The sequence below is a fragment of the Streptomyces sp. NPDC002788 genome (assembly GCF_053592115.1).
Map to the genome: position 1 here is coordinate 214,976 of NZ_JBSFVB010000002.1, position 17,279 is coordinate 232,254.

Below are 17,279 nucleotides of genomic sequence, written 5' to 3' on the forward strand. Positions count from 1 at the left end.
GACCCGTGCAGACAGCGGACATCGTGGCCGGCTCGTGGCTGCCGAGTGATCACCCCTGGGCCGTCGCTGGGCCGTGCGAGGGCGCCCGAGGCCGACCGACGGCGACCGGCAGTGACAGGCGAGTCTCAGTCGCCCATCACGAAGCCCCAGGTCACAGCCCCCGCGTCAGACGCGTTTCCACCCAGGGGTGGCGGTACGGCAAGATGGGGTGTATCTGCCCACTGCCAGTTTCAAGCTGCCGGACGGTTTCTCTTGGCTGAGTTCATTTACACCATGCGCAAGGCGCGCAAAGCGCACGGCGACAAGGTGATCCTCGACGACGTGACGACGAGCTTCCTTCCGGGAGCGAAGATCGGCGTCGTCGGCCCGAACGGCGCCGGAAAGTCGACGATCCTGAAGATCATGGCCGGGATCGAGCAGCCGTCCAACGGTGACGCCTTCCTCACCCCCGGCTACACGGTCGGCATCCTGCTCCAGGAGCCGCCGCTGACCGAGGACAAGACCGTCCTGGAGAACGTCCAGGAGGGTGTCGCCGGGATCAAGGGCAAGCTCGACCGGTTCAACGAGATCGCCGAGCAGATGGCGACCGACTACACCGACGAGCTCATGAACGAGATGGGCAAGCTCCAGGAGGACCTCGACCACGCCAACGCGTGGGACCTGGACGCCCAGCTGGAGCAGGCCATGGACGCCCTGGGCTGCCCGCCCGGCGACTGGCCGGTCACCAACCTGTCCGGCGGTGAGCGCCGCCGCGTCGCGCTGTGCAAGCTCCTGCTCGAGCAGCCCGACCTGCTGCTCCTCGACGAGCCCACCAACCACCTCGACGCCGAGTCGGTGAACTGGCTGGAGCAGCACCTGGCCAAGTACCCCGGCACCGTCGTCGCGGTCACCCACGACCGGTACTTCCTCGACAACGTCGCCCAGTGGATCTGCGAGGTCGACCGCGGTCGCCTCTACCCCTACGAGGGCAACTACTCCAAGTACCTGGAGACCAAGGCCGCCCGCCTCAAGGTCGAGGGCCAGAAGGACGCCAAGCGGCAGAAGCGCCTCAAGGAAGAGCTGGAGTGGGTGCGCTCCAACGCCAAGGGGCGGCAGGCCAAGTCCAAGGCGCGTCTGGCCCGCTACGAGGAGATGGCCGCCGAGGCCGACAAGATGCGGAAGCTGGACTTCGAGGAGATCCAGATCCCGCCGGGGCCGCGGCTCGGCAATGTCGTCGTCGAGGTCAACGGCATCACCAAGGCCTTCGGCGACAAGGTCCTCATCGACGATCTCAGCTTCACGCTGCCGCGGAACGGGATCGTCGGTGTCATCGGCCCGAACGGTGCCGGCAAGACCACCCTGTTCAAGATGATCCAGGGCATCGAGACGCCGGACTCCGGCGCCATCAAGGTCGGCGACACCGTCAAGATCTCCTACGTCGACCAGAGCCGCGAGAACATCGACCCGAAGAAGTCCCTGTGGGCTGTCGTCTCCGACGAGCTGGACTACATCAACGTGGGCCAGGTCGAGATGCCGTCGCGTGCCTACGTCTCCGCTTTCGGGTTCAAGGGACCGGATCAGCAGAAGCCGGCCGGTGTGCTCTCCGGCGGTGAGCGCAACCGGCTCAACCTCGCGCTCACCCTCAAGCAGGGCGGCAACCTGCTGCTCCTCGACGAGCCGACGAACGACCTCGACGTCGAGACCCTCAGCAGCCTGGAGAACGCGCTGCTGGAGTTCCCGGGTGCGGCCGTGGTCGTCTCCCACGACCGCTGGTTCCTCGACCGGGTGGCCACGCACATCCTCGCCTACGAGGGCGAGTCCAAGTGGTTCTGGTTCGAGGGCAACTTCGAGTCGTACGAGAAGAACAAGATCGAGCGGCTCGGCCCGGACGCCGCCCGTCCGCACCGCGCCACCTACAAGAAGCTGACCCGGGGCTGATCTTGCGGCACATCTACCGCTGCCCGCTGCGCTGGGCGGACATGGACGCGTACGGCCACGTCAACAACGTGGTGTTCCTCCGCTACCTGGAGGAGGCCCGTATCGACTTCCTGTTCCGCCCGGAGAAGGACTTCAAGCAGGGGTCCGTGGTGGCACGCCATGAGATCGACTACAAGCGGCAGCTCGTGCACCGGCACCACCCGGTGGACATCGAGCTGTGGGTCACCGAGATCAGGGCCGCGTCGTTCACCCTCACCTACGAGGTGAAGGACGGCGACCAGGTCTATGTGCGGGCCTCGACGGTGATCGTGCCGTTCGACTTCGAGGCGCAGCGCCCGCGCCGGATCACCGAGGAGGAGCGCGAGTTCCTCCGTGAGTACATGGACGACGACGAGGAGGAGGCCGTCGCCGCATGACGGTCCTCCACCTTGCCGACGAGGGGGAGGCGGCGGATCTCGCGGCCTTCCTCTCCCGGCTGCTCCACTACGACCGCGGGGCCGCGGTACGCCTTCAGGCCGCGGGCACCGCGCTCGCCGTGTTCGGGCGGCCGCCGTCCTTCGAGGTGCTGGCCGTGCGGGCGGTGCGGCTGGCGAAGCCGTACGAGAAGGGGCTCGAGGGCACCCTGGACGTGACCGTGTCCGCCGGTGAGTTCCTCGAGTCGGTGGACGAGAAGGCCGGCACGGTCGTCGTGCCGGAGGCCGTGACCGGGCCGCCATGGGCGGGTGTGCTGCCCCCGCGCAGCGGCTGGCGGGCCGAGCCGGGGCTGCCGGCGCCCGACGCGCTGCGGTCCCTGGTGGCCGCCGCGGTCGCCGAGTTCCGGTCCCGTACGCGGGAGTTGCCGTCCGAGCGGCGCACCCGGGCCGAGCTGGACCGGATCGGGCAGGACATCTGGTCCCGGGCGGTCGGGGACACCCGGCTCCCCGTCCGGGCCGTGCACGCGGCGCAGTCCCTCGGCTTCCTGCGGCCCGGGGCCCAGCTTGGGCTGTTCTCGTCGGGCGCGTGGCTGCGGCTGCGCACGCCGTACGGGTCGGTCGCCGTACGGCGAGCCGGGCTCGGGGCGCTGGACGTCAGCGTCCGCTGACCATGCCCCCGACCGCGGCGCCCGGAGGCGTCAGCCCGGGGTGTTCACCATCGAGGCCGCCGCGTACGTCAGGTACTTCCACAGCGTGTGCTCGTGCTCCTCGGACAGTCCGAGTTCCTCGACGGCGACCCGCATGTGCTTCAGCCACGCGTCGTGCGCCGCACGGTCGACCGTGAAGGGCGCGTGCCGCATCCGCAGGCGCGGATGGCCGCGGTTGTCGCTGTACGTCGTGGGACCGCCCCAGTACTGGATGAGGAACAGCACGAGGCGTTCCTCGGCGGGGCCCAGGTCCTCCTCGGGGTACATGGGCCGCAGCAGCGGGTCCTCGGCGACTCCCTCGTAGAAACGGTGGACGAGCCGACGGAAGGTCTCCTCCCCGCCGACCTGCTCGTAGAAGGTCTGCTCCTGAAGCGTGCCGCGCCGAATCTCTTTCACGCGATCCATGGTCTCAGACACCCCGGCATAGGACTCAAGACCTAGGACTCGCCGCTTACTGTGGAGACATGGGCGGGCACGCACCCGGCAGGGAACTCGACGACCTCGGCGCCACCGCGCGGGCGGAGCTGGTGCGGCGGATCGAGGCGAGCGGGGCCTGGGCCGCCGACCCGGCATGGCGGGAGGCCTTCGCGGCGGTCCCGCGTCACCTCTTCGTGCCGTACTACTACGTCGGCGTCGTCGGCGGCTACGAACGCCGCTGGGGCGAGAGCCCCGACCCCGGCGCGCGGGAGCGGTGGCTGCGGGGCGCCTACGAGGACACCCCGCTGGCCACCCGGCTGCGGGACGGCGAGCTGCTGTCCTCCAGCAGCCAACCCTCGCTGATGGCGGACATGCTGGCCGCGCTGGAGGTGGAGGACGGGCACACGGTCCTGGAGATCGGCGCGGGCACCGGCTACAACGCCGCGCTGCTGTGCCACCGGCTCGGCGACGACAAGGTCACCAGCGTCGACCTCGACCCGGAGATCACCGAGTCGGCCCGCCGGCACCTGGCCGCGGCCGGGTACCACCCGGTCGTCGTCACCGGTGACGGCGCCCGGGGCGTGCCGGAGCGCGCCCCCTTCGACCGGATCATCGCCACCTGTGCCCTGAGCACCGTGCCGCGTGCCTGGCTCGCCCAGAGCCGCCCCGGCGGCCGGATCCTCCTGCCGCTCGCCACCGGCCTGATCGTGCTCACGGTGACCGACGCCTCGCACACGGAGGGACGCTTCCTGCACACGCCCGCCTACTTCGTGCCGCTGCGCGGCGCCGGCCCGCCCGGCGGCGAGCCGTTCCAGCTGGGCGGGGTGCCGCGCCGGGCCAGGGAGGACGACCTGTTCCGCTTCCTGCTGGCCCTGACCCGCGGCACCCTCGACCCGGAGGAGGCGCACGCGCTGTGGGAGCAGGAGGGCAGGCCGCAGCGTGAGCGCTACGGGATCACCGTCAGCGGCGAGCGGGAGTGGGCCTGGCTGGACGACCCGGAGGGGCCGTACGTCTGGGCCCTCCCGTCCTGACGGGGCTGCTGCGGGCTCAGCCGCGGCGGATCGTGATCGTCGTCCAAGCGCCCACGTGCACCCGGTCGCCGTCCTGCAGCGGTACCGGGACGAACGGCTGGATCGGCTCGTCCGAGCCGTTGACCGTGGTGCCGTTCGTCGAGTTCTGGTCGACGACCGCCCAGCTGCCGTCCGGCTGCTGGACCAGCACCGCGTGCTGGTGCGAGACGCCCGGGTCCTCCGGGGGCACCGACAGGTCGATGTCGGGGGTGTCGCCGGTGGAGTGTCGGCGGCGGCCGATCGTGAGCTGGTTGCCGGTGAGGGTGCGCTGCTGCTCGGGCGAGTACGCGGGCAGGTTCAGACCCGCGGCCTCGGGGCCGGAGCGCTGCATCATCGCCATGAAGTAGTCGCGGTCCGGGCCGATGGTCGCGGTCCACGTCGCCGGTCCCTGCGGCGCCTGGGGCTGCGGCGGGAAACCGCCGGGTCCGGGCGGGGCCTGGGTCGCGCCGGGCTGCGGGTAGCCGTAGCCACCGCCCTGACCGGGGCCGCCGGGTCCCCCCGGGCCGCCCTGGCCGCCCGGGGCGGTGGACGACGGCGGGGAGATCACCCAGTCGTCGTCACCGCCGCCGAAGGACGGGCCGCCCTGCTGCGGAGGCCGCCGGGTCTCCTGCGGGAACCCGGGCGGGGCCGGCGGGCCGGACTGGTGGAAGGCCTGCGGAGCCCCACCGGGGCCGCCGGGTCCACCAGGGCCGCCGGGGCCGGGCGGGGGCGGGACCGGCCGCGAGGGGTCGGCACCGAACCCGGGCGGACCGGAAGGACCGCCGGGATGACCACCGGGGCCGCCGGGTCCGCCGGGTCCACCAGGGCCGGGAGGCCCTCCGGGGCCGGGGTAGCCGCCGGAGCCGCCCGGGCCGGGCCGGCCGGACGGGTCGCCGCCGAACGGCGGGATCGGCTCGGCCGGGCGGTTCACCTGCGACGGTCGGGAGCTCTGGTAGTCGTACGCGTCACCGCCGCCGTACGACGGTCCGGCCGGGCCGGGCTGGCCCGGGGGCTGGAAACGCACGCCCGGGCCGGACGGAGGCGGGGCCGCGGGGGTGTACGAGGTCGCCGTGTTGGTCAGGAAGTTCCACCGGCACTCCTCGCAGAACGGGGCGCCGCCCTCACGCGGCGTACGGCACTGCGGGCAGAGCTCCGGCTCGGCGTTCGGCACGGCGGACAGGTGCGGCGGGCGTCCACCCGGCTGGCCACCGGGCCCACCCGGGCCGGCGGGGGGCGGGAAGCCGTAGCCGCCGCCGGGCGGGGGCGGCGGGGGAGGAGGCGGAGGCACGGCACTCGCCATGCGGTGACCGCAGACCTCGCACCAGTCGTCGGAACCCGACTGGTGTCCGTTCGGGCAGGTCGGCATGTCGGCGCGTCCCTCCTTCGATCTCTTCCAGGTCACTTCTTGACGCGAACAGTCTTGGTGGACCGGGTTTCGAGCGTCATCTCGTCCGCCTCCGCGACCTTCGCCTTCAGTCGCACAGTACCGGTCGCGGCGTCGACCACGTCCACCACCTTCGCAAGCAGTTTCGCAGTATCGGCGTTGCCGGAGGCACTCGCGAGCTGAACGGCCCGGCCCAGTTTGGCCGTTGCTCCGTCCATATCTCCCGACTTACGGAGATCCAGCCCCTGTTGGATGACTTGCGCCAGTTCGGCCTGCCCGGTGTAGTGGGCGACCTGAGGGTTGATCGACGTCGAGGCGACCATGTCGTCCGTCCACACGGCCCGCACCAGGCCCTGCGCACCGAGGTTCCGGACGCTGCCGTCCTGCTGCGGAATGACCAGCGAGATACGGGCCGCCAGCATCTCCTGGCCGATGTGCGCGGCCGGGACTTCCACGCAGACGTGGTAGTCACGGGACTCGTCTCCCCAGGAACCCAGGGGGTAGTCGCCCGCCCGGGGCCCCGCCTCGGTGCGCCGGTCGGTCAGTTCCTCGACCGTGGGCGCGACCTGCTTGAGGAACTTCACCGTCGTGCCGACCGGGGTCCACAGCCGCAGGGAGACGTCCGCGACCTCCTTACCCATCGCCGTCTCCATCATCCGCGTGAAGTCGGCGGCGAGCCCGGCCGGGTCGGCGACGATGTCGGCCGTGCCGAGCAGGGCGGAGGCGACCCCTGTGACTTCTTTCACTTCCCAGTCGGTGCCCACGCCGCGCGCGTCACAGGTGAAGCGCCCGGCGCACGCGTCGAGTGCCGCCTTCAGGTCCTGGGGCGACTCGTGCTCGTTGCGGCCGTCGGTGAGCAGGATGCCGTGCCGGATGGCGACGTCCGCGGAGGAGAGCAGGCGGTCGGCCAGTCTCAGCCAGGTGCCGATGGCGGTGCCGCCGCCGGCGTCGAGCGAGCGCAGCGCCCGCTTGGCCTGCTCACGGGTGGTGGCGTCGGCGACCGCGACGCGCCCGCCGCCCGGGTAGACCTCCTTCGCCACGTGCGTACCGCCGACCACCGCGAAGTGCACGCCGTCGCGCAGGGTGTCGATCGCCGCGGCGGTGGCGTCGCGGGCGTTGCGCATCTTGGTCGGCGGGTAGTCCATCGACCCCGAGCAGTCGACCATGATCGCCACGGCCGCGGACGGGCCCTGGCCGGGCGAGAAGAGGTGGGGCGCCGAGACCGCGCTGCCGATCGTGCCGCCGCCGGTCGCCGTCACCGTGACGATGGCGTTGACCTCGCCGGCGCCCTCCGGCAGGTACTCGTTCTGGTACACGTCCACCGAGAACTGGGGCACGTTCGACTTCGAGAAATTGGCCATGCCTGCTTCGATCCCCCTCGAAAGCCCCCACCGGAGCGGGGTGATGACGGTAGGCGGACCGGTCCCCTCCGGTCCGCCGAGGCATCCCCGTAACGCGGCCTCAGGCCGATCCTGCCCCCTGGGGCACCGCCGGGAACGGCACGAGCGCCACTGTTACGTTGTCGTGGCCCCCGCCGTCCAGGGCGTGGCCGACGAGCACCCGGGCGCTGTGCAGCGGGTGCGCGGCGGCCTCGAGCGGGACGACCCGGGCCATCTCCTCGGCCGCCTCCGCGTAGTTCCACAGGCCGTCCGTGCAGACCACCACCACGCCCGGCCGGTCCGGCTTGAACGCGGCGGTGTGCGGCTCCAGTTCGTAGGCGTCCGCGCCGAGCCAGCCGGTGATCGCGTGGGCGCGCTCGTCGGCGTACGCCTCGGCCTCGTTCATCAGGCCCGCGGCGACCATCTGCGCGGCCCACGAGTCGTCCTCGGTGAGCCGGGCCGGGGGCGCGCCGCGGTCGACCGGGACCCAGTAGGCGCGGCTGTCGCCGACCCAGCCGACGATCAGCAGACCCGACGTCACCACGGCTCCGACGATGGTGCACGCCGGGGCGTTCTGGTGCGGTGCGTGCTCGCGGGCCGTCGCGGGTTCCCCGGCGAGCGAGTTGACGGCGCGGGAGGCGGCGATGATCGCGTCGTGCATCGCCTGCTGCGGGTGCGTGCCGCGCGGCAGCGCCGCCAGCAGGGTCTCGCTCGCGGCCTTCGACGCGGCCGCGGAGGCGTCGTCGGGGCGGGTCGCCGAGGAGACGCCGTCGCAGACGATCGCCACGGAGGCGGGCGAGCCGTCGGGCAGCGCCGTGCTGCCGATGGCGAACGCGTCCTCGTTGCGGTGATGGCGCAGTCCGCGGTCGCTGACCGCGGCCACCGGGCCGGACTGCTGCTCCATGTGGTCCCGTTCGCGCGGCTGGGCGTGGCCGCAGTTCTCGCAATAGCCGTCGTCGTCCACGCGGCCGGCCCGGCAGGCCACGCAGACCTTGCCGCCGGCGCCCGCGGCCCGGGCCGCCGGTTCGGCGGACACCCGGGGGTCCGGCGCCTGGAGGAGGTACTCGTCGGGCTGTGTCCGGTAGATCTCCGGCGACGCGGCAGACCCGTCGGGCTGCGGCGGCCGGTCGAACCGTACGCCCGCGGCCGAAGCCGGCGGGGCGCTCGGAGGCGGGGGTGTGTCCGGCGGCAAGGGGGAGCCGCCCGAGTCCGTGCCCTGGAGATCCGTCGGCAGGTGCACCGCGTCCGGGGCGCCCGCGCCGTCCGGCCCGGCGGTCGGCCAGGCCGCGCCGGCGGGTGGCGCCGGCGGGGGCGCGGGATACGCACCGGCCGGAGCGCCCTGGACGGGCACCGAGCCGTTCATGGTGATGGTCGGGTTGTCCTGAGGCCGTGCCGGCACGGCGGACAGGTCGTATCCGCACGCGCCGCAGAAACGGTCACCCGATTCGAGGGGTTCCTCGCAACTCGGGCAGGCGGACAACTGGGGCATCTGCGACATCAACTACACCCACGTCCGGGGGCGGTAACGATTGGCACGTTCCACCAGGTCGATCCTCTCCTCGCCGCCACGCGCCAGCCGGGCCAGCGTGCGGTACGAGCGTTCGAGACCGAACCGCAGGCCCCGCTCGTCCAGGCCGCTGCCGAGCAGCGTCCGTCCCCCGGCGGCGGGAGGGTCGGAACCCTGGCCCCCGGAGAGTACCCAGTCCAGGGCACAACCGAGGACTTCGGCCGACAACTGCTCACGGCGCGCCGGATCCAGACCGTACGCCTCCAGCGCCTCGACCTGCGCCGCGGCGGCCGTCAGATCCTCCAGGAACGGCACGTCCGAGGCGGTCGCCGTGCGCTGCCGCAGCCGCGCCCGTACCGCCGCCACGCGCGCCGCCGTGTAGTGGATGGACGACTCCGGCACCGACTCCAGCGTCCGTACGGCGCCGCGCCGGTCCCCGGTCGCCAGCTGGACGCGGGCCAGGCCGAACGCGGCACTCACATGGCTCGGGTCGGTCGACCACACCAGCCGGTAGTACTCGGCGGCGTTGTCGAGCTGGCCCAGCAGCTCCGCGCACAGGCCCAGCGCCAGCTTGGGTGCGATCTCGCCGGGGAAGGCGTCGTAGATCGCGTCGAAGGCCAGCGCGGCGCCCTCGTCGTCGCCCGTCACCAGCGCGGTCACACCCCGGTACCAGACCACCCGCCAGTCGTCGGGCCGCTCACCCTCCAGCGCGACCAGCGCCTCCAGCGCCGCGCCGCGGTCACCGGTCTCCAGCCGGGCCCGGATCTGCCGCAGCCGCGTCTCGGTCGACCCGGCCGGGGCGGCCGCCAGGGCGCCGAGCAACTCGGCCGGGGCGGAGGTCATCAGGCCCGCGAGGAAACCGGCGTTGGGGTCGGTCGGGTCGACCCGGGGGACCGGGAGGGCCAGGGCGGCGGTGAGGGCGGCCACCGGTTTGACGAGGCCGGGCGTGCCGCCGGGGCCGTGTCCGCCTGCGGCGGGCAGCGCGGTCGGCGGTGTGCCGGGGCCGGGGAGTGCGGCGGCGGGGCGGCGCCCGGTTCGTACCCCCCGGGCACCCAGCCGGGACACTTCCCCGTCGAGCTTCGGGAACAACTCCGTGTCCGTCACCCGCAGTTCCGGGCCGAACAGGGTGGACAGGGCCGGGCGGGCCCGGCCCGTCTGGAGGGAGACGACCTCGCGCAGGACGCCCGTCAGCTGCTCGGTCATCTCCTGGGCGGAGGCGAAGCGGCGGGCCGGGTCGGGGTCGGTGGCGCGGACCAGGAGGCGGTAGAACGACTCGTACTGCCGGAAGACCTCGATGTGGTCCGGGTCGGGGAGGGAGTCGACGAAGACGTTCGTGTAGCCCTGGAAGTCGAACGTCAGGACGGCGAGGGTGCGGGCGACCGTGTAGAGGTCGCTCGCCACGGACGGGCCGGCCTCGGCGACCTCGGGCGCCTGGTAGCCGACCGTGCCGTAGATGGCCGACTCCTCGTCGTCCATCCTGCGCACCGCGCCCATGTCGATCAGCTTCAGCTGGTCCTCGGTCTGGATCGCGTTGTCGACCTTGAAGTCGCAGTACAGGAGGTTGCGGCTGTGCAGGTGGCCGAGTGCCTCCAGCGCCTCGATGCCGTACGCGCAGGCCTGTTCCACCGGCAGCGGGTCGCGCCTGCCCTGCGGTGTGCGGCGGGCGTTGGCGATCTCCTTCAGCGACTTGCCGCCGACGTACTCCATGACGATGTAGCCGTCGAGGGAGCCCGTGCGCTGGTCCAGGTGCTCCACGAAGTTGTAGATCCGCACGATGTTGGCGTGCTCGATCTCCGCGAGGAAGCGCCGCTCGGAGATCGCCGCCGCCATGGCGTCCTGGTCGCCCGTGTCCAGCAGGCCCTTGAGGACCACCCAGCGGTCCGAGACCGCCCGGTCGACGGCGAGGTAGACCCAGCCCAGCCCGCCGTGCGCGAGGCAGCCCACCACCTCGTACTGGCCGTGCACCACGTCCCCGGCCTTCAGCTTCGGCACGAACGAGTACGGGTGCCCGCACTTGGTGCAGAAGCCCTCCGTACGGCCCGGCCGGTCGCCGCGCGCCCGGCCCACCGGGGCGCCGCAGTCCGAGCGCGAGCAGAACCGCTTCCGCTCGGGCACCTCGGGGTTGTCCAGGACCATCGCGCGCGGGTCGGGCCGCGGGATCGGCGGCACCTGGACCAGCCCCGCGCCCAGCCGCCCCCGGGACGAGGAACCGGCGGCGGAACCGGAGCTGCGCACCGACACCGAGCGGCCCGTCGGCTTGCCCGACAGGGAGCGCGACAGGCGCCCCGACACCGAGCGGCGCGACTTCGACGACTGCGACGACGTACGCGAACTGCGGGTGCCGGCGCGGGAACTGTCGCTGCCCGCGGACCCGCGGGAGCCGCCCCGGCCGCCGGCGGTGATGCCGGTGGGGGGTGAACCGACCATGCCGTCCGGCGCGACGACCGGGGCGAGGCCGCAGGTGCCGCAGTACAGCTCGCCGCCGCCCACGTCCTCGTAGGTGCCGCCGCAGCCGGGGCGCTGGCAGGTGCGTGGAGGCGAGCCGGGTGGTTCGTGCGGTGCCTGACTCATGGACTCCCCCTTGTCGCTCATGCGCCCGGCCCCCTCCGGTCGTTCTCGGGCACGCCCTGGTCCGGCACCCGCGGGCCGCCGAGCAGCTCCGCGGCCGCCTGCTGGTAGCGCAGCACCGCCTGCTCGGCGGCGCGCAGGTCGCACGGGGCGCTCCACAGCATGCGGCGCGCCTTCTCGTACCGCTCCACCAGCAGCGTGTCCTCGGCGAAGCCGTGCCGGGCGACCTTCGCCTTGTACGCGTCGAGACGGCCGCGCAACTCGGCTCGGACCGCCAGCGGCGCGGTCACCGCAGTCAATGACTCGCGGGCGCGCAGCAGTTCGTCCTCCGCCTTCTGCTCCAGCGACTCCAGCAGCGGGGACAGCCGGTGCCACTGCGCCTGCCTGCGGTACTCCGCGGCCGCCGCCAACTGCTCCTGCAAGGCGGTCGGCGGCCCGCTGACGACGGGCACCTCCGTCGCCGCGATCTTCGCCAGCACCTCGCCCCGGGCGGTGCGCGCCTCGGCGAGCGTGCGGTCGGCGCGGCTGAGGATGTCCCGCAGCTTCACGATCCGCTGCTCCGCGTCCTGGCGTACCGTCAGCACCGCGTCGATCTCGCGCCGTACGTCCTCCAGGGCGCGGGCCTCACGGTCGTACACCGTCGTGTCCGGCCGGCCGCCCCCCGGCGCCGAACTGCCCTGCGCGGCCACCCAGAACGCCAGCGGGTCCGAGACCACCTGCTCGCGCAGCTTCGTCAGTGTGCGTGTGATGCGCTCCAGGTCGTCGCCCGCCGGATGCTCGCCGGGGCGCACGCCGACCGAGTGCGCGAGCCGGCGGGTGCGCTGGAGTTCGGCCGCCAGAAGGTCGATCCGGGCCGGCAGCGCCGACCAGACCGCGTCCGCGGCGACGACCATGTCCAGGCTCGTCGCGTAGAGCTCGTTCATCCGGTCGACGAGGGTGGCGAGCGAATAGCGCTCGCTGAGCCTGGTCCCGCCGCCGTGCAGGGTGGGGGCGGTGGCCGTCGCCGCCGCGCTGCCCGCGACCGTCACCGACTCGCCGTTGAGGAGTTCTGTCAGCTCCACCAGGTCCTCACGGCTGGACCAGCGGCGGCGGGAGCGGATCTCGCGTGCGGACCGCAACGCGTCCGTGTACGCGTCGAAGTACGTCCACAGCAGCGTGACCGACGCCTCCGTGGACGTCCAGCGCTCCTGGGTGACACCGGTGAGCTCGGCGCCCTCCAGGAGTCTGCGGCCCGCGTGGTCCTGCAGGGCGAGGAGCGAGGTCTCGATCGCCTCGTGCTCCGCGCCGAGCCGCGCCAGCGCACGGTCCACCTCGTCCCGGTCCATCACCGGCCCGGTGGATCCCGTGACGCCCATCGATCACCTCTCGCTGCGGTTGAGTGTTCTGTTCGGGTGTTCGGGTATTCGGGTTCTCGGTTCAGCAGGTGTCAGGTTGTGCGGAGGTACTCCGGGGCCGGGGGTTCCGACTTCTTCGCATCCTTGCCCAGTGTTGCCGACAGCCATTTCTGGTACGACGCCTGCCAGCCGCTCGCGGTGTCCTTGCGGTAGTCCACCAGGATGTGGTTGACCCGGCGTACCAGATCGTCCGCGTCCTTCTTCATCGCCACGCCGTAGTACTCGGCAGTGAAGGCGTCACCCTTGAGCTGGACCGTCGGATCCTGTGCCGCCTGGCTCGCCGCGAGCGCGCCGTCGGTGACCACCGCGTCGACCTCGCCGAGCTGGAGCCGAACCAGGCAGTCGAGTTGGTTCGGGACCGTCGTGGAGATGTCGGTGGTGCCGGGGAGTCGGCCGTCCTCCTTGTCCGCCTTCAGCTCCGCGTACGCCGTGGAGCCCGCCGCCGTGCAGATCCTGCGGTCCGCGAGCGTGTCGTCGTAGCCCTTGACGGGTGACGACTTGGGGGCCAGGACCTGCTGGCCCGTCTTGAAGTACGGTGCGGAGAAGGCGACGTCCTTGATGCGTTCGCAGTTGATCGTCATCGTGCGGACGACCATGTCCACGCGGCCGTCCTGGATCGCCGGGATGCGCTGGTCGGTCGGGATCGCCTTGAACTGGACCGCCTCCGGGTCGCCGAGTATCTCCTCGGCGATACGGTGGACCAGGTCGATGTCGAAGCCCTCCAGCTCCCCGGCCTTGCCGCTGTTGGGGTCGCGGTAACCCCAGCGGTAGCTGTTCTGGTCGATGCCGACGATCAGTTTGCGCTTCTCGTCCTTGCGGTTCTTGATCGCCTGGATGGTGTCGCCGTCGGCCGAGGAGGGGGAGAGGGTTTGCTTTTCCGGGGACTCGCAGTCCTCTTCCGCTTCGGTCCGGGCGACGGTGCTGGTGCTCGTGGTCCGTGTGGCTTCTGTTCCTGCGGCGTTCGTGGTGACGGGCGTCCTGGGGAGGCAGAGGGCGATGATCGCCACCAGGGCGCAGGCGACTGCCATCGCGGTCACTCCGCCCCAGCCCTTGAGAGCGCTTCGCATCGTCGTGCCTCCTCTCGTCCGTGGCCCGTTCATCGGTACTCCGAGAGCCTGCGGCCGATGCCCAGGACCGCGCCCGCGGCGCCCAGGACCGCCAGTACCGCCGCGCCTGCCGGCAGGCCCGTCAGTGCGTCACGGCCGTCGCCGGCCGCGCGCCTGAACTCCGTCTCCTCGTGCGCGAGTGCCGTGCGCAGGTTCTCGTCGACGCTGTCGAAGCACTCGCCGGTCGCGCCCTTGGCGCCGATGACCATGTCCAGTGCCTGCTGGTAGTTGCCCTTCTCGTCCTGCTGGCGGGCCGCGGTGTGGCGTTTCTTCCACTCCGCCATGTTGCCCACGGCGGTGGTGACGGGTTTCTCGCCCGAGGCGTCGTCGGCGAGCTTCTCGGCCTCCGCCAGGTGCCTGCCGAGCGCCTTGATGTCCGTGCCGAAGTCGTGGTCGTAGGCGTCGTACGTCCTGTCGCCGACCTTCTTCGTCTCCGCGCCGCGGGCCACCAGGGTGAGGTTCTCGTTGCCGCGTGCCCTGAGGGAGGCGATGCGGGCGTCGTGCAGGACGTTCAGGGAGCGGACGCCGTGGTCGAAGGAGTCGTTCAGGCCCGCGCGGGCGACGCTCTGACCGACGATCAGCCAGAGCAGGACGACGGTCGCCGTCGCCGTGGCTGCGACCAGGCCGTGGTTCAGGACCCTGTTCGTTTGCCGGTAGTTGCGGTGCTGGGCCCAGGCGAGGGCGGCGAGGGCGATGACGCCGAGGACGATCGCCGCCCAGGGGTAGGGGGTGGCGTCCCCGTAGTCCGCCTTCAGGCGCTGGTTCTCCTTCTTGTACAGGTCCTCCGCGGCCGGGAGCATCTGCTGCTGCATCTTCTCGTTGGCGTAGCGGAGGTAGGCGCCGCCGACGGGGAAGCCCTGGCGGTTGTACGTGCGGGCGCGCTCCACCAGGCCCTTGTACTCGGGGAGGAGTCTGTTGAGCTTGGCGATGGTCGCCGCGGACGGGGAGTCCGGGTCCGAGTTGGCGGCGGCGTTGACGAGTTTCCCCGCGGCCGTGCGGATGTCCTTCTCGTAGCGGTCCCGGGACGCCGCCGATTCCTGGCCGCCGGCGAGGAAGCCGCTGGACGCGGCGGTGTTGGCGTCCGCCAGGGAGCGGTAGATGTCGGCCGCGTCCGAGCTGAGGGGCTGGCTGCTGGTGAGGACGTCGTCGGCGGCGGCCGCGCGGTCGGTCATCTGCCAGGCGCTGACGGCGCCGAAGGCGACGACGAGGGCGGCGACGAGGGCGCCGATGATGCGGAGGCGGCCGGGTTCTGTCGTGGCGGCGGTGCGGAGGCGGTCCAGGCCCTCGGCGAAGGCGGTGCGGCGGCGGGGGGTCGGAGACTGGTGCGCGGGCGGGGGTGGGGGTGTTGTGGGGCTGCCGCCGGAGGGCCGGGCCGGTGGGGCCGGCTGTGCGGGTACGGCCGGCAGGATGGGCATGCTGGGGCCCGGTGGTGGTGTGCTGCTCTTCGGCGTGTGTGTCACTGTGACCTCCCCCATGGTCATCCATCGCCGCAAGTATCGCTGCCGGGACCGACATTCGCACCGGCCTTGCCTGGATCTTGATCGGATCGCGGCGTGGAGCACCACCCCTGCCCAGGTACACGAGCGGGGAGGGGGTTCGGTTCCCGTGGGGTGGGGGATGCTGCGGCGGCCCTGCCTGGTTCCGTTGGGGTGCGGGCTTGCGCCTGACGCCGGGTGGTGGGTCGGGGCCGCGCCCGGGGTGTCCGTCCTCGGAACGGCGCGCTGGGGTCGGACACCGACTCACTCGCGTTGACGCGCCAACCCCTGGGACAAGGCCGGTGAGCTTGCATCGCTGTCGGGAAAGTTCCCTATTGGCGGGGGGAAGGCAGGCCCGGCGCCGCGCGGGGCGTCAAGAGGGGACGGTCTGCGGCACCCGGGCGGGCGAGAGGGCGACGCCCCGGCCGTGCGAGAGGGCGACGCCCGGCCGTGCGAGAAGGTGCCAGCCGGGCGGGCGAGAGGGCGGCACCCGGGCATGGGAGAAGGCGGTACCCGGCCGTGGGAGAGGCGGCGCCCGGGCATGCGAAAGGGCGGCACCCGGACCTGCCGGGGGCCGCCCTCGCCGTAGCGGCCTGACCGCTACTTCGTGGTGCTCGTGGGAGCGGGCGGAGCGAGTGGGGAAGCCGCCGCGGACTGCGGGGACGTGGCGTTCGCGTAGACCGACGGAGCCGCCATCCCGGCCGTCGGGTCGGCGGGCGTCTCCTCGACCGGGGCGGTGGCGCCGCCGACGATCTGGATGTCCGCCGCGTCGAAGGCCCGCTTGATGCGCCAGCGCAGCTCGCGCTCCACGGTCAGGGACTTGCCGGGCATGGTCTTGGCGGAGACGCGCACGACCATGGAGTCCAGCAGGACGCTGTCCAGCCCGAGGACCTCGATCGGGCCCCACAGCAGCTCGTTCCAGGGATCCTCGGCGCCCATCTTCGTGGCGACCTCGTCCAAGGCGGACTTGACCTTGTCCAGGTCCTCACCGGCGTGGACCGTGACGTCGACATTGGCCGTCGCCCAGCCCTGCGAGAGGTTGCCGATGCGCTTGACCTCGCCGTTGCGGACGTACCAGATCTCGCCGCCGTCGCCGCGCAGCTTGGTCACGCGCAGGCCCACCTCGATGACCTCGCCGGAGGCGACGCCCGCGTCGATCGTGTCGCCGACGCCGTACTGGTCCTCAAGGATCATGAAGACACCCGAGAGGAAGTCCGTGACCAGGTTGCGGGCGCCGAAGCCGATCGCCACGCCCGCGACACCGGCGGACGCCAGCAGCGGGGCCAGGTTGATGTTGAAGGCGGAGAGGATCATCAGGGCCGCGGTGCCCATGATCAGGAAGCTGGCCACCGAGCGCAGCACCGAGCCGATCGCCTGCGAGCGCTGGCGACGGCGCTCGACATTGACCAGCAGGCCGCCCAGGGCAGTGCCCTCCGAGGTCTGCGCGGTGCGGCTCATCCGGTCGATCAGCTTGGTGATCGCCCGCCGTACCGCGACTCTCAGCACCGCCGCTATCACCAGGACCAGCAGGACCTGGAGACCGATCGCGAGCCACGTCGACCAGTTCTGCTCGACCCAGCCGGCGGCGTTCGTCGCGCTCTCCTGGGCGTCCTGGAGCGAGGGCACTCTAGGGGTCTCCGTCTCCGAGGGGACCGGTGACGGGGACGGGCCGGCGGCCAGCAGGACGGCGGACAGGGACACGGCAGGTACCTCCAGGTGCAGCGGTCTGCCCCGGTGCGGCGGTTCCGGGGGGTCAAGGTCACGACTGGGTCACCGAAGGGGCAGAACCACCACACTAACGGGGCATTGTGTGTGCTTCCGAAGAATGTGCGAAGGAGAGACCGTGCTCACCTGGGCTTGAACGGGCCGTGGGCCGGGGGATGAATCAGATGTGGTCGAAAACACTCCCAGCCCGTTACGAGGACATGGTGGCGCTTCCACCAGGCATGAGGGGAAACTGGCT

13 protein-coding genes are annotated in these 17,279 nt (G+C 72.2%); 4 read left to right on the forward strand and 9 right to left on the reverse strand.

The features are described from left to right. Nucleotides 1–252: 252 nt before the first annotated feature. The 3 genes from ettA to ACWD1U_RS04280 are packed head-to-tail and all read left to right on the forward strand — an operon-like array spanning nucleotide 253 to nucleotide 2,998. The gene (ettA, locus tag ACWD1U_RS04270) at nucleotides 253–1,917 is read left to right on the forward strand and encodes an energy-dependent translational throttle protein EttA (RefSeq protein ID WP_451104260.1); all 1,665 of its coding nucleotides are present in this window, start codon (nucleotides 253–255) and stop codon (nucleotides 1,915–1,917) included. Nucleotides 1,918–1,919: 2 nt separating this feature from the next. Next, nucleotides 1,920–2,333: an acyl-CoA thioesterase gene (locus tag ACWD1U_RS04275; protein WP_451104262.1), complete on the forward strand. Its 414-nt coding sequence runs from the start codon at nucleotides 1,920–1,922 to the stop codon at nucleotides 2,331–2,333. Further along, entirely contained in the window at nucleotides 2,330–2,998 is a 669-nt protein-coding gene (locus ACWD1U_RS04280; RefSeq protein ID WP_451104263.1) for a hypothetical protein, read from the forward strand. Before ACWD1U_RS04275 ends, ACWD1U_RS04280 begins: the two co-directional genes overlap by 4 nt. A gap of 30 nt (nucleotides 2,999–3,028) precedes the next feature. Here the strand turns inward: ACWD1U_RS04280 and ACWD1U_RS04285 are convergent, their stop codons facing one another. Next, a complete protein-coding gene (locus ACWD1U_RS04285) occupies nucleotides 3,029–3,442 on the reverse strand; it encodes a globin (RefSeq protein ID WP_451104265.1) in 414 nt (137 codons plus the stop codon). Nucleotides 3,443–3,501: 59 nt separating this feature from the next. On the opposite strand from ACWD1U_RS04285, the gene ACWD1U_RS04290 reads away from it, so the two are divergent. Beyond that, the gene (locus tag ACWD1U_RS04290) at nucleotides 3,502–4,485 is read left to right on the forward strand and encodes a methyltransferase domain-containing protein (RefSeq protein WP_451104267.1); all 984 of its coding nucleotides are present in this window, start codon (nucleotides 3,502–3,504) and stop codon (nucleotides 4,483–4,485) included. A gap of 16 nt (nucleotides 4,486–4,501) precedes the next feature. Here the strand turns inward: ACWD1U_RS04290 and ACWD1U_RS04295 are convergent, their stop codons facing one another. From ACWD1U_RS04295 to ACWD1U_RS04330, 8 genes are all read right to left on the reverse strand, one after another. Beyond that, complete coding sequence (locus ACWD1U_RS04295; RefSeq protein ID WP_451104269.1) at nucleotides 4,502–5,869, reverse strand: FHA domain-containing protein; 1,368 nt, start codon at nucleotides 5,867–5,869, stop codon at nucleotides 4,502–4,504. A 32-nt stretch (nucleotides 5,870–5,901) separates the two neighbouring features. After that, nucleotides 5,902–7,248 carry a vWA domain-containing protein gene (locus ACWD1U_RS04300; RefSeq protein ID WP_451104271.1) on the reverse strand — a complete coding sequence of 449 codons (1,347 nt, stop codon included), beginning with the start codon at nucleotides 7,246–7,248 and terminating at the stop codon, nucleotides 5,902–5,904. 100 nt (nucleotides 7,249–7,348) lie between these two features. Further along, complete coding sequence (locus ACWD1U_RS04305; RefSeq protein WP_451104273.1) at nucleotides 7,349–8,764, reverse strand: PP2C family serine/threonine-protein phosphatase; 1,416 nt, start codon at nucleotides 8,762–8,764, stop codon at nucleotides 7,349–7,351. A gap of 3 nt (nucleotides 8,765–8,767) precedes the next feature. Then, nucleotides 8,768–11,344 (reverse strand): tetratricopeptide repeat protein, encoded by a 2,577-nt coding sequence (locus tag ACWD1U_RS04310; protein ID WP_451104275.1) that lies wholly within the window; start codon nucleotides 11,342–11,344, stop codon nucleotides 8,768–8,770. 17 nt (nucleotides 11,345–11,361) lie between these two features. After that, on the reverse strand, nucleotides 11,362–12,696 hold the full coding sequence (locus ACWD1U_RS04315; RefSeq protein ID WP_451104277.1) for a hypothetical protein: 1,335 nt from the start codon (nucleotides 12,694–12,696) through the stop codon (nucleotides 11,362–11,364). A 71-nt stretch (nucleotides 12,697–12,767) separates the two neighbouring features. Continuing rightward, nucleotides 12,768–13,802 (reverse strand): glutamate ABC transporter substrate-binding protein, encoded by a 1,035-nt coding sequence (locus ACWD1U_RS04320; RefSeq protein WP_451104279.1) that lies wholly within the window; start codon nucleotides 13,800–13,802, stop codon nucleotides 12,768–12,770. Between the two features lie 29 nt (nucleotides 13,803–13,831). After that, nucleotides 13,832–15,256 (reverse strand): hypothetical protein, encoded by a 1,425-nt coding sequence (locus ACWD1U_RS04325; protein ID WP_451104280.1) that lies wholly within the window; start codon nucleotides 15,254–15,256, stop codon nucleotides 13,832–13,834. A gap of 660 nt (nucleotides 15,257–15,916) precedes the next feature. Continuing rightward, nucleotides 15,917–17,017 (reverse strand): mechanosensitive ion channel family protein, encoded by a 1,101-nt coding sequence (locus ACWD1U_RS04330; protein ID WP_451104282.1) that lies wholly within the window; start codon nucleotides 17,015–17,017, stop codon nucleotides 15,917–15,919. Nucleotides 17,018–17,279: the final 262 nt, after the last annotated feature.

Coding starts and splice junctions, on each gene's coding strand:
- ACWD1U_RS04280 (WP_451104263.1), top strand. CDS start 2,330: ATGACGGTCCTCCACCTTGCCGACGAGGGGGAGGCGGCGGATCTCGCG.
- ACWD1U_RS04285 (WP_451104265.1), bottom strand. CDS start 3,442: ATGGATCGCGTGAAAGAGATTCGGCGCGGCACGCTTCAGGAGCAGACC.
- ACWD1U_RS04290 (WP_451104267.1), top strand. CDS start 3,502: ATGGGCGGGCACGCACCCGGCAGGGAACTCGACGACCTCGGCGCCACC.
- ACWD1U_RS04295 (WP_451104269.1), bottom strand. CDS start 5,869: ATGCCGACCTGCCCGAACGGACACCAGTCGGGTTCCGACGACTGGTGC.
- ACWD1U_RS04300 (WP_451104271.1), bottom strand. CDS start 7,248: ATGGCCAATTTCTCGAAGTCGAACGTGCCCCAGTTCTCGGTGGACGTG.
- ACWD1U_RS04305 (WP_451104273.1), bottom strand. CDS start 8,764: ATGTCGCAGATGCCCCAGTTGTCCGCCTGCCCGAGTTGCGAGGAACCC.
- ACWD1U_RS04310 (WP_451104275.1), bottom strand. CDS start 11,344: ATGAGTCAGGCACCGCACGAACCACCCGGCTCGCCTCCACGCACCTGC.
- ACWD1U_RS04315 (WP_451104277.1), bottom strand. CDS start 12,696: ATGGGCGTCACGGGATCCACCGGGCCGGTGATGGACCGGGACGAGGTG.
- ACWD1U_RS04320 (WP_451104279.1), bottom strand. CDS start 13,802: ATGCGAAGCGCTCTCAAGGGCTGGGGCGGAGTGACCGCGATGGCAGTC.
- ACWD1U_RS04325 (WP_451104280.1), bottom strand. CDS start 15,256: ATGCCCATCCTGCCGGCCGTACCCGCACAGCCGGCCCCACCGGCCCGG.